This window comes from Shewanella sp. Actino-trap-3 (assembly GCF_002836275.1).
In the GTDB taxonomy this organism is placed as follows: Bacteria; Pseudomonadota; Gammaproteobacteria; order Enterobacterales; family Shewanellaceae; genus Shewanella; species Shewanella psychromarinicola.
Window position 1 is genome coordinate 4542083 of the sequence record NZ_PJCE01000001.1, and the last position, 12008, is coordinate 4554090.

The following is a 12008-nucleotide window of genomic DNA, read 5'->3' on the forward strand; positions in this document are numbered from 1 at the left end:
ACGCTGCTAAGATTTTATAGCAGGCCGTAGGCCGCTCTAGCCGCGAAGCGTCCTAGCAGCGCAGCGCTCTAGGCTGTTTGTTTTATAGCGTCCTAGATTTTCAACTTCAGAAGGAACTGATATGCGTTTCGAACAACTGGATGTGTGGAAAAGAGCTTCTAGATTGTCTTGTCAAATTTATCAGTTGACGGAATCAGTCAGTAACTGGGGCTTCAAAGATCAAATTACACGTTCAGGATTATCTGTTCCCTCAAACATAGCGGAGGGCGAGGAACGTGAAACCCTAAAAGAAAAGATAAGGTTTCTGTATTACGCAAAAGGGTCTCTAGGTGAGCTTGTAACTCAGTTATATATCGGAGCGGAAATCGAATACCTTGATAAACAAATGGCTATGTCGATGGTAAAAGAAGCTAAAGAGTTAGCCAAAATTTTAGGTGCTCTTATAAAACAAAAACAAGCACAGATTAAAGAAGATAACGCCGATTACCAAACAAAGTGACTAATACGCAAGCTTGTGATTTCCGCTTGTATAGCAGCGAAGCTGACATCTTTTGACCTTATAGCAGCGTAGCGCTCTAGCCGCGAAGCGTCCTAGAATCTAGGCTTTTGCTTTGCTTGTATAGCAGCGAAGCGCCCTAGCCGCGAAGCGTCCTAGAATCTAGGCTTTTGCTTTTATGGCATTTAGAAGCGAAGCGCACTGCTTCCCAACAGACAAGAAATGATGAATAACAAAAACAAACAATTAAATCCAGATGCACAATTTCAACCCTATGCCACCCAACCAATGGGAAGTGCGCAAGACGACGAAATCGATCTTCGTGAGCTTTTTTCTGTAATTTGGCAAGGTAAGTGGTTAATTATTGCCATCACTGCAGTGTTTGCTATTGGCTCGGTTATTTTTGCCATTAATCAGCCGAATATTTATAAGTCAGAAGCGCTATTAGCGCCTGCTGACTCAGAGCAAGGTGGCGGTGGTTTAGGTGCGCTGGCCGGACAGTTCGGTGGTCTAGCAAGTATGGCTGGCATCAACTTAGGTGGCGGTGGTGGTGTCGATAAAACACAAATGGCAATCGAGGTGATGAAATCACGTCAATTTACCAGTGACTTTATTCAAAATCACAATATTTTGCCTGACTTAATGGCGGCGAAAAAATGGAATATGGCTGATAACAGTATCAGTTATGATGACGATTTATACCAAGCAGCTGAAAGTAAGTGGATTCGTGAAGCCAAACTGCCATATAAGCCTGAGCCATCAATGCAGGAAGCTTACAAAGAGTTCAGTAAAATTATTGCCGTTAATGCTGCAAAAGATACTGGCATGGTTAATGTGTCAGTAGAGCATCTATCCCCTCAAGTTGCACAGCAATGGGTTAGTTGGTTAGTTGCGGACATCAATAACGAAATGAAGCAACGCGATGTTGCTGAAGCCAATCGAAGTAAAGCTTTTTTACAAACACAGATACAACAAACGAATGTCGCGGATATACGCACAATTTTGTATAAATTAATCGAAGAACAAACAAAAACAATTATGTTTGCAGAAGTGCGTGATGAGTATGTGTTTAAAACCATCGATCCTGCGTTTGTTCCAGAAGAAAAAGCAAAACCGAAGCGCGCATTAATCTGTGTACTAGGCACCATGCTAGGCGGAATGTTAGCCATAATGTTGGTGTTAATTCGGTATTTTGTCAGAAAAGATTAACACTCTCTGCTTTTATAGTTTCTAGCAGCGAAGCGCTCTAGCAATCTAGGCTCAACTCTTTATTAGAGCCTATTGGGACTGTTTTAAAGAAAACAGCAAAACCTAGGTTTTATGCAGGTTAGCGACGATTAACCTGTCTCAAAATGGACAAAAAGTGTCTCAGCGTGGTTTAAAGTGCTGAGATTGGTAATTGAATGAAATCAATTCCTGACAGTAGATATTAATCATAATTGGATTAGAAGTAATGTCAAAAAAGAAAGTACTTACGGTTTTTGGTACCCGGCCCGAAGCAATCAAAATGGCTCCTTTAGTTCATGCACTCGCTGCAGATGAGCGTTTTGAAGCAAAATGTTGTGTGACTGCACAACACAGAGAAATGTTAGATCAAGTGCTTGAACTCTTCGACATCACTCCTGATTATGACCTTAACTTGATGAAAGCTGGCCAAACATTAAATGACATTACATCAAGGGTCGTCCAAGAGCTCAAGCCTGTACTTCAAGAGTTCAAACCTGATGTTGTGCTTGTTCATGGTGATACAGCAACAACCTTTGCAGCGAGTTTAGCTGCTTATTATGAACAGATTGAAGTGGGTCATGTTGAAGCTGGACTTCGAACTGGCAATATTTATTCACCTTGGCCGGAAGAAGCGAATCGACGCCTAACTGGTGTACTTACGAAATATCATTTTGCACCTACCGAAACATCAAAAGAAAACCTCCTTAAAGAAAACTTTAACTCAGAAAACATCATTGTAACGGGTAACACTGTTATTGACGCTCTGTTTATGGTTAAGAACAAAATAGAAACTGATGATGAATTAAAGCTAACACTTTCTTCTCAGTTTCCATTCCTCGATGAAGCTAGAAAGTTAATTTTAGTCACCGGTCATCGCCGCGAGAGTTTTGGTGGGGGATTCGAACGGATTTGCGAAGCATTAGCAAAAACCGCAAAGGCGCATCCAGATTGTCAAATATTGTATCCTATGCATCTAAACCCGAATGTCAGGGAGCCCGTTAATAGAATGTTAGATGGGATCGATAATATTTATTTGATTGAGCCACAGCAATATCTACCATTTATATATTTGATGATACGCGCTTATATTATTTTAACAGATTCTGGTGGAATTCAAGAAGAAGCGCCTTCATTAGGTAAACCTGTTTTGGTCATGCGTGATACCACCGAAAGACCAGAGGCTGTAGATGCTGGCACTGTTAAGTTGGTTGGAACAGACATAGAGACGATTATTCAAAGCTTGAATGAATTATTGTGTGATGATTCGGCTTATCAAAAGATGAGCTTTGCACATAATCCATATGGTGACGGTCAAGCATGTCAAAGAATTATTGATTTATTACATTTTAAAATTAGGTAAAAATATGTTTCATTTGAGAGATTTGAGAATAGGAATTATTGGACTTGGTTATGTTGGATTACCGTTAGCCGTAGAGTTTGGTAAAAAATATAAAACAATAGGTTTTGATATTGCACCAGTTAGAGTTGCAGAACTTATGAGTGGTAAAGATTCGACTCTAGAGTGTGAAAATGAAGAGTTGCTAGAAGCCACATTACTCACATATACCACTTCACTTGAAGGTATTAAGGGTTGTAACTTTTATATTGTAACTGTCCCTACTCCAATCGATGATAATAATGCACCAGATTTAACCCCTTTGGAAAAAGCTTCACAAAGTCTTGGTCAAGTTATTTCCAATGGTGATGTCGTTGTTTTTGAGTCAACTGTTTATCCTGGTGCGACAGAAGAAGTTTGTATTCCTATAATCGAAAAAGTTTCAGGGCTTAAGTTTAATATTGATTTCTTTGCTGGCTATTCACCAGAGCGTATCAATCCTGGTGACAAAGTAAATAGATTAACAACCATTGTCAAAATAACATCAGGATCAACATCTGAAATAGCAGATTTTGTTGATAGCGTATATTCATCTATTGTTACAGCCGGTACGCATAAAGCATCCTCAATTAAAGTAGCTGAAGCTGCAAAAGTGATTGAGAATACACAGCGAGATTTAAACATTGCAATTATAAATGAATTCGCAAAGATTTTTAATCGCTTAGGTATTGATACTGAAGAGGTATTAAAAGCAGCTGGTACTAAATGGAATTTTTTGCCATTTAAGCCTGGATTGGTCGGTGGACATTGCATTAGTGTTGACCCTTACTATTTAACATATAAAGCGAAAGAAGTTGGATATCAACCTGAGGTTATTTTGGCGGGTCGTCGCATCAACGATGGTATGGGTGAGTATGTTGCTACACAAATGGTTAAAAAACTATCAAGTCAAAAAATACATATTGATGAAGCAAATATTTTAGTACTCGGTTTTACCTTTAAAGGTGATTGCCCTGATGTACGTAACACTAAAATAATTGATATTATTAACGAGCTAAAAGATTTCAATATGAATGTTGATGTATACGATAACTGGGCTAACCCTGAAGATGTGCACCATGAATATGGCATACAGTTAATCAATACTTTACCTAAAAATCACTATGATGGAATTATTGTTGCTGTTGACCATAGTGAATTCAAAAAAATGGGCGCTGAGACTGTTCGTAAGTTAGGTAAAGAAAAGCATGTATTATACGATGTAAAATATGTATTTAGCCTTAATGATTCAGACATAAGATTATAATCAGGAATATATAATGAAAAATTTTGCTCTTATCGGTGCGTCGGGTTATATCGCGCCTCGTCATTTAAAAGCTATTAAAGAGACTGGTCATAAACTATTAGTTGCAATGGACATTAATGATTCAGTAGGAATTATGGATAGCCATTTCCCTGATGCTGAGTTTTTTACAGAGTTTGAAGACTTTACTGCCTTTGTTGAAGATCAAGCGATGAAAGGTAAGAAGCTAGATTATATTGCCATTTGTAGCCCTAACTATCTCCATGCACCACATATGAAGTATGCACTCAAAAATGGCATTGATGTTATTTGTGAAAAACCATTAGTGCTTCATTCTGAAGATATGGATATTCTTAAACTGTATGAAGAAAAATACGGTGCAAGGGTAAATTCAATTTTGCAACTTAGATTACACCCGTCAATCATCGCGTTAAAAGAAAAGATTGCAGCTGCGCCAACAGATAAAATTTTTGATGTTGACTTAACCTATTTGACATCACGCGGTAAGTGGTACATGAAGTCATGGAAGGGGTTTGATCAAAAATCTGGCGGTGTCGCGACCAACATAGGAGTTCATTTTTACGATATGTTACATTTTGTATTTGGTGCATTAAAGTCAAGTGAAGTTCATTATCGTGACGAAAAAACGGCCAGTGGTTATCTAGAATACGAGCGAGCCCGCGTTAAATGGTTTTTATCAATAGATGCAAATAATTTACCTGAAAATGCCGTTAAAGGTGAAAAGTTAACCTATCGTAGCATCACCGTTGGTGACGAAGAGCTTGAGTTTTCGGGTGGTTTTACTGATTTACATACACAAAGTTACCAGAATATTTTGGCTGGCAATGGTTTTGGTATAGACGAAAACCGTGTAGCTATTGAAACGGTAGAAAAAATCCGTGAAATGCCAATTTCCGTAGCTGGTGATAAAGCACATCCATTACTTTCAAAGGTACTGTAGCGATGGACTATCATGTGCATGAAAGCGCCGTTATTGATGATGGCGCAAAAATAGGCAATAACACGAGTGTTTGGCATTTTGTGCACGTGTCTAGTGGTGCGCAAATAGGTAACGGCTGCTCTTTAGGTCAAAATGTGTTTGTTGGTAATAAAGTCACCATTGGTCACAATGTCAAAATTCAAAATAACGTTTCAGTTTACGATAACGTACATATTGAAGACGACGTGTTTTGTGGGCCGAGCATGGTGTTTACTAATGTGTATAACCCACGCTCCTTCATTGAGCGAAAAACAGAATACCGCGACACATTAGTTAAAAAAGGCGCCACATTAGGTGCCAATTGCACCATTGTGTGTGGCGTTGTTATTGGTGAATACTCACTCGTTGGTGCTGGTGCAGTTATTAATAAAGATGTGCCAGCATTTGCATTAATGGTGGGCGTGCCGGCCAAGCAAATAGGTTGGATAAGCAAATACGGTGAACAACTTAACTTGCCATTAACAGGTGAAGGCACCGAGATGTGCCAGCACACGGGCGATACTTATCAGCTCTCAGATTCAATATTGACATTAAAAGAGTAGTAATTTAAATGCAATTTATAGACTTAGCCGCCCAATACCAATATCTTAAAACCAAAATAGACAAACGCATTCAAACAGTGCTAGACCATGGTCATTATATTATGGGACCAGAAGTGCAAGAGCTTGAAGAAGAACTGGCGAAGTACGTTGGCGTTAAGCATGTCATTACCTGCGCAAATGGTACAGATGCATTAACACTTGCAATGATGGTGCTTAATATTAAAGAAGGTGATGTAGTTTTTTGCCCTACGTTTACTTTTTTTGCAACAGCAGAAGTCATTGCGTTTGAAGGCGCTACACCTGTATTCGTAGATTCTGATGAAGCAACGTTTAATATTTGCCCAATTGATCTTGAAAAGCGCATCCAAGCAACTATAGCCGAAGGTAAATTAACCCCTAAAGCTATTATTGCAGTCGATTTATTCGGCTTACCTGCAAATTACCCTGAAATCAAAAAAATAGCCGATAAATATGGCCTTAAACTTGTAGAAGATGCTGCACAAGGATTTGGCGGATCAATTAATGGTCAAAAAGCTGGTAGCTTTGGTGATATTGCTACTACCTCTTTCTTCCCAGCGAAGCCTTTAGGTTGTTATGGTGATGGTGGTGCTGTCTTTACTAATAATGATGAATATGCCGAGTTATTAAAATCTTATAGAGTCCACGGAAAAGGTACTGATAAATACGATAATGTCCGTATTGGTGTTAATAGTCGCTTAGATACTATTCAAGCTGCCATTTTACTTGAAAAACTAGCAGAGTTTCCAACTGAGCTTATAAATCGTAACAAAGCCGCTGCAAACTACGAACAAACACTCGCGTTAAAATATAAGACCCCTCAAGTACCAGAAGGTTATGTAAGCTCTTGGGCGCAATATACGCTTGTTGATGAATACCGTGATATAGCTATGGCTAAATATAAAGCGCAAGGCATTCCAACGGTTATTTATTATGCAACTTGCATGCACCAACAGTCTGCATTTAAGTATTTAGGATACCAGCTTGGTGATTATCCAGTAGCAGAAAGATTAGCTAAACAAGTTTTTAGTCTACCTATGCATGGATATCTTGACTTAGAGATATGACTATGTCCAATAAACCTCAAATCTTTCGCTCATCATTTAGTCGCAATATCGGAAAACTGATGGGGTCAGGCATATTTGTGGGCATATTAGGTGCTTTATGTTTACCTATTATTTCCAGAATTTATGCCCCAGAAGATTTAGGCAGCTTACAATTACTTATCAGTATGATTCTAGTTTTGTCTAGCTTAAGTACTTTTAGATTGGAAGAGGCATTAATTTTACCAACTAGAATGTACAGAACTGAAATATTATATATTCTGTCCATCCTTGCGTTAATTGTATCGACTGTTTTTTTTGGATTTGTTTTTTATATATTTTCAGACTATATATTCACGTTTTTTAATCTACCAATGTACAGTAATTATGTTTTAGTTGTTCCGTTTGGTTGTTTTGTTGTGGGTTTATCGCAAATAACTCAAATGCGATTTGTCGCCTCCGGTTCGTATAGCCAACTGTCTATAAATAAGATTTCACAATCGCTAACCAATAATATTGGTTCAATTGGCTTAGGTTATAATGTAGCATCGTTGACATCCCTCATTGTGTCTTATCTTATGTCATTTCTTTTGGTGGTGATGATTTATTTTCTTACAAATAAAAGCCGTAAAATTAGTGCTAAATGCTATTCTAAGAAAATGTTATTTAGGTATCTCGTGAAGTATAAAAAATACCCGACAATTAACTTGGCAGGAAGTTTTTTAAATAATTTGTCATATCACATGCCTGTTTTTGTTCTATCTAAATCTTTCGGTCACGAGGCTGTTGGTTTCTATATGATGGCAAATAAGTTATTAGATATGCCTATGGCGTTGGTAGCTAGTTCTATTAGTCAGGTTTATATGAAGTATGCAGCCGATGCATTCAATAAGGGGGGGGGCGAATTGATGCTGCTATACAAGTCAACTTTGAAAAAATTATTAATAATTTCAGTGCCTTACTTATTTGTTTTTTTGGGATTGTATTTTATAGGGGTCGAATTAGTTTTAGGTCGCAATTGGCATGGGGTTAATGTGATCATTATACTATTGTTGTGTTCAAAGGTTGCGCAGTTAGTCACCAGCCCTATTAGTACGACATTAAACGTAGTTGACAAGCAAGAGTACGGTCTTTTTTTTATTTGTATATTCCTTGTTTTAAGATATGCGTTATTAGAGTCGGGTCAAAGTTTAAATGTTGCAATTATTCTGTATTCACTTGCAACCTCAATCTTTTATTTAGTTATTAATTATTTTGTTATCGTTCAATTACTAAAGTTCAGTGTGGGAATTAATTTATGAAATATCCTGATGTAGTGAAATTAGTCATTTGGGACCTAGATGAAACATTCTGGACGGGCACTCTTTCAGAAGAAGGGGTTATTCCGATTGTCGAAAATATTAATCTTGTTAAGTTTTGACTGAAAGAGGGTTATAAACTCAATTTGTTCTAAGAATAACTATTTTGACGTAGAGCGCAAGTTGAAAGAACTTCAAGTTTGGGACTTCTTGTTTTTAACAAAATATCTTGGAACCCGAAAGGGCTACAAGTTAAAAAAACAATAGAAAATATGGGCCTAAGATTCGAGAATTGTGTCTTTATAGATGATAATTTAATGAATTTAAATGAAGTAGAAGATATTTGCCCTGGGATTTATGCATATCACCCTGACGATATAATAAACAAGATAAATACCGTAGACGCATTTAAGGGTAAAGTTGACAAAGACTTTTCTAGGTTGAATCAGTATAAGGTTTTGGAAAGTAAGGTATTAGACCAAGAAGGTAATGGTCTTTCTAATGTTGATTTCTTGAGGAAAAGTCAAATTGAAATATATATTGACTATGACTACAAATCAAATCTAAAAAGAATTTATGAGATAATTGAGAGAACTAATCAACTTAACTATACGAAAATTCGACTGGGATCTGAAGCAAAAAAAGAAATGTTTCTTAAAGAAATGGAACACTTTCAAAGTAGTTCAGGTGTTATTTGTTGTCGAGATAAATATGGTGAATATGGGGCCGTAGGTTTTTATTTGTTGAAAACAACTACAGATGATGGCAAGCAATTGAAGCATTTCTCATTTTCATGTAGAGCTATGAATATGGGGGTGGAAAGTTTTGTATATGAACTTTTAGGAAAACCTCAACTAGATGTAGTACAGCCAGTTGCTTACCCATTATCACAATATGAGCTTGTCGATTGGGTCAAGTGTATAACTACCCCATTTACTGAAAAAACAAAACATAGCCACGACCTAAATGTAATGACACTTGGTCCTTGTCATTTGCTCCAGTTAACAAATTTTATACCTAATTCAACTAACTATGTTCATTTTGTTAAACATGGTCACGTTATAAAATTTGATTGCCCTAGTTTCATTCTGAGTACTAAGGAACAAGTTGCTAGTTCTGAATTTATATCAAAAGGATATTCCTGGAGCCACGAAGACTATTCAAAATTTCATAATGAACTGCACACATTCGATAAAGTAGTTTTATCACTTGATGATATATTGATGAATGATAATTTAATTAAAATTGACGGTATGATTTTTCGAATTCCCAAAGCACAGAAAATTGAAAATATAAAGTATGAAAACATTACTCTAGATATAAATTCCAGAGTGATAATTTTGAAAAACATATTAATATATTTATTCGGAGCTGTTAGTGAGAATTGTAAAATTTATATTTTAGATAGTATTTATAATAGCAAAACCCCGAGTGAACTATCTATGAGGCGTCTTATATTTTCTCATGTAATAAATAAGCTTAAAAATGATAATTTAGAAATAATTGATATGAATTCATTGCTGGACTCGATAGCTTTCAATGATGGGATACATCTAAATAGAAGTGGTTATTATGAGTTATCTAAAATCATCATGTTTAATCAACATGCCGGGAATATATGTACTGATGATTATAAGCCATTTCTTAATGTAAAGTTTAAGGATAATACAAAATTTATTAGAGTGAGACAATATCTTGTGAATTTTTTATCCCATGCTCCAATTGTCCTAAAATTAACCCGTTGGTCTTTGAATAAGTGCCGGGAACTAACTATTGGGCTTCGTAAATAAAAATATATCAAGGTAATAATCATGTTCTATTTTAAAGTGTTCAATTTTATATTTTTCTTTTTGAGTAAATTCCCATCTAATTCTTCTGCATCTTTTATTTCAAAGGCTAAAGTTTTTTTTTTGAAACTTAATGGCGCCAAAATTAATGATGGTGTAGCGATCTACCCTTATTCAGAAGTTAGAAATCCAATTAATTTTTCTATCGGAACTAATAGCGGTATTGGTCTCAGGTGTGTTTTTAACTGTGAGGCACAATTATCTATAGGGGCAAGAGTCCTGATAGGCCCTGAGGTAATGATTTTCACTGCAAACCATATATGGTGCGACAAAGATAAAACGTTTTATGGTAAAGGTATCGTTACTGATGATGTGTCAATTGGTGATGATTGTTGGCTAGGTGCTAGGAGTATTATATTACCGGGAGTATCTTTGGGTAAGGGGGTAACTGTTTGCGCAGGGGCTATAGTTACAAAAAGTTTTCCTGATTATTCTGTTATTGCTGGGGTACCAGCCAAAATCATGAAATTTAATAATGTCTAAAGGTATTAATCCCGAACTAAGGATGAACTCGTTATATCTTTCGTATCTATTCTTGATTTTTTTTCTTTGTATTTTTCCTATCTCATCTACTTTTACATCCGTTTTGAATGGTTTCCTCCCTTTTACGCTAATTGAAAAAGTATTTATCTATTTATCCTTTGCAATTCTGATGACTAAAAGTTTCTGCAATAGAACTTATGTTTTTATTGCTGTTTTCGTTTTTTATTCATTATTTATGCTGTTGATTCAGCTATTTTTTTATAGTCAAAACCTTCATTTGTCACTTAACTCTTGGCTTAGGTTGATGATTCCTTTTTTTCTATTTGTTTCACTTGGTTCATTATTTAGGTTTTATGAAGCAAAGATACGCTATGCACTATACTTATCGCTAGGAACTCTGATATTTTTGGCTATATTTTCGATTTTATTAGGTGCCTTTAGCGGAATGGGAGCTGAAATAGGTGGTCGAGGTACAGATATTGCGGGTAATAAGGGGTTTTTTATTGGAGCAAATGAAGTCGGAATCTTGCTTTTAATACTGCTAATTTTCGTTAATAGAATGAGGTCAGACTATATAAGAATTTTTTTATTGCTAGCTATTTGTGTTTGTGGTGTGATTGTTTTAACTAAAAGCTCTCTTGTTGCAAGTTGTTTTGCCGCAGTCTTTATTGTTAATCGGTATGTGTATGTTAAATTTTTTCTAATGTTGGGTTTTACTTTACTATTTTCTTTTTACTGGTCTACGATTTTTGAACAAGCTATCATTTTTACTACAGGTACTTTTTTTGATTTAAATCAAGGTATTGTTCAGTTTTTGTTTCGTGGAAGGCAAGTGTACATGAATGCTTTTTTTAGTGGGATTGATTTTGATTCATATTTTAATTTGATAAGATTATTTTTCTTCGGGTTTGGCGAGAATTTTGTTGCCGATGTTATTGCCAAAGGAATTGATATTCCCGTGGGCAGAAGAAGTACTTTCGAAGCTGATTTTCTCGACTTGTTTTTTTCTTATGGTTTATGTTTTTTTATTCTCTATATCTCACTCGTCTATGTATTTGTGAAAAACTTTTTTTCTTCTCTTTATTTTTTAGAAAAAACGGTAGTTTCTCTTATTTTAATCCATTCTGTAATGGCAGGGCATGTAATATATTCACCCCTAGTTACAATTACTATTGTGTTAATGTATTTTTATTTATCTAAAAACCAAAAGACAACCTATGATAAAATATGACAACCTTATAATTATTATTTACAGCGACCTTGCTAAATCAGGGGGCGGGAGAGAAACATGGCTAGCTCAGTTTTTGAATAATGAAAGGATATTGAATAGTTTTAATTATTTCCATGTTATTTCTGCTACTTCTATAAATGAATCTTCTGAAACAATAGATTTTAATGATGAAATCAACGTTCAT

At 35.9% G+C, this 12008-nt stretch carries 12 protein-coding genes; all 12 read left to right on the forward strand.

All coding sequences use genetic code 11. From position 1 onward, the window contains the following. Positions 1-121 precede the first annotated feature (121 nt). On the forward strand, positions 122-499 hold the full coding sequence (locus tag CXF80_RS19925; protein ID WP_101034611.1) for a four helix bundle protein: 378 nt from the start codon (positions 122-124) through the stop codon (positions 497-499). 222 nt (positions 500-721) lie between these two features. Next, positions 722-1705, forward strand: coding sequence for a Wzz/FepE/Etk N-terminal domain-containing protein (locus CXF80_RS19930; RefSeq protein ID WP_198554844.1), 984 nt, complete (start codon positions 722-724; stop codon positions 1703-1705). A 244-nt stretch (positions 1706-1949) separates the two neighbouring features. Beyond that, a complete protein-coding gene (gene wecB, locus CXF80_RS19935) occupies positions 1950-3083 on the forward strand; it encodes a non-hydrolyzing UDP-N-acetylglucosamine 2-epimerase (protein ID WP_101034613.1) in 1134 nt (377 codons plus the stop codon). Between the two features lie 4 nt (positions 3084-3087). Beyond that, positions 3088-4365 carry a Vi polysaccharide biosynthesis UDP-N-acetylglucosamine C-6 dehydrogenase TviB gene (gene tviB, locus CXF80_RS19940; RefSeq protein WP_101034843.1) on the forward strand — a complete coding sequence of 426 codons (1278 nt, stop codon included), beginning with the start codon at positions 3088-3090 and terminating at the stop codon, positions 4363-4365. A gap of 13 nt (positions 4366-4378) precedes the next feature. After that, a complete protein-coding gene (locus CXF80_RS19945) occupies positions 4379-5323 on the forward strand; it encodes a Gfo/Idh/MocA family oxidoreductase (protein ID WP_101034614.1) in 945 nt (314 codons plus the stop codon). A gap of 2 nt (positions 5324-5325) precedes the next feature. Further along, positions 5326-5904: an acyltransferase gene (locus CXF80_RS19950; protein WP_101034615.1), complete on the forward strand. Its 579-nt coding sequence runs from the start codon at positions 5326-5328 to the stop codon at positions 5902-5904. Positions 5905-5912: 8 nt separating this feature from the next. Beyond that, entirely contained in the window at positions 5913-6989 is a 1077-nt protein-coding gene (locus CXF80_RS19955) for a DegT/DnrJ/EryC1/StrS family aminotransferase (protein WP_101034616.1), read from the forward strand. A gap of 2 nt (positions 6990-6991) precedes the next feature. Beyond that, positions 6992-8266 (forward strand): lipopolysaccharide biosynthesis protein, encoded by a 1275-nt coding sequence (locus CXF80_RS19960; RefSeq protein WP_157822267.1) that lies wholly within the window; start codon positions 6992-6994, stop codon positions 8264-8266. Positions 8267-8580: 314 nt separating this feature from the next. Further along, complete coding sequence (locus CXF80_RS19965; RefSeq protein ID WP_157822268.1) at positions 8581-10053, forward strand: hypothetical protein; 1473 nt, start codon at positions 8581-8583, stop codon at positions 10051-10053. A gap of 21 nt (positions 10054-10074) precedes the next feature. Then, a complete protein-coding gene (locus CXF80_RS19970; RefSeq protein WP_101034619.1) occupies positions 10075-10593 on the forward strand; it encodes an acyltransferase in 519 nt (172 codons plus the stop codon). A gap of 304 nt (positions 10594-10897) precedes the next feature. Further along, a complete protein-coding gene (locus CXF80_RS19975) occupies positions 10898-11824 on the forward strand; it encodes an O-antigen ligase family protein (protein WP_157822269.1) in 927 nt (308 codons plus the stop codon). Then, the coding region (locus CXF80_RS20580; protein WP_232772186.1) for a hypothetical protein at positions 11811-12008 on the forward strand (198 nt) is incomplete at its 3' end. The genes CXF80_RS19975 and CXF80_RS20580, both read left to right, overlap by 14 nt.

What these genes read in the sequence shown, in the direction of transcription:
- CXF80_RS19970 (WP_101034619.1), top strand. Translation starts at nt 10,075, where the DNA reads ATGTTCTATTTTAAAGTGTTCAATTTTATATTTTTCTTTTTGAGTAAA.
- CXF80_RS19950 (WP_101034615.1), top strand. Translation starts at nt 5,326, where the DNA reads ATGGACTATCATGTGCATGAAAGCGCCGTTATTGATGATGGCGCAAAA.
- CXF80_RS19925 (WP_101034611.1), top strand. Translation starts at nt 122, where the DNA reads ATGCGTTTCGAACAACTGGATGTGTGGAAAAGAGCTTCTAGATTGTCT.
- wecB (WP_101034613.1), top strand. Translation starts at nt 1,950, where the DNA reads ATGTCAAAAAAGAAAGTACTTACGGTTTTTGGTACCCGGCCCGAAGCA.
- CXF80_RS19930 (WP_198554844.1), top strand. Translation starts at nt 722, where the DNA reads ATGAATAACAAAAACAAACAATTAAATCCAGATGCACAATTTCAACCC.
- tviB (WP_101034843.1), top strand. Translation starts at nt 3,088, where the DNA reads ATGTTTCATTTGAGAGATTTGAGAATAGGAATTATTGGACTTGGTTAT.
- CXF80_RS19965 (WP_157822268.1), top strand. Translation starts at nt 8,581, where the DNA reads ATGAATTTAAATGAAGTAGAAGATATTTGCCCTGGGATTTATGCATAT.
- CXF80_RS19975 (WP_157822269.1), top strand. Translation starts at nt 10,898, where the DNA reads ATGATTCCTTTTTTTCTATTTGTTTCACTTGGTTCATTATTTAGGTTT.
- CXF80_RS19945 (WP_101034614.1), top strand. Translation starts at nt 4,379, where the DNA reads ATGAAAAATTTTGCTCTTATCGGTGCGTCGGGTTATATCGCGCCTCGT.
- CXF80_RS19960 (WP_157822267.1), top strand. Translation starts at nt 6,992, where the DNA reads ATGTCCAATAAACCTCAAATCTTTCGCTCATCATTTAGTCGCAATATC.
- CXF80_RS19955 (WP_101034616.1), top strand. Translation starts at nt 5,913, where the DNA reads ATGCAATTTATAGACTTAGCCGCCCAATACCAATATCTTAAAACCAAA.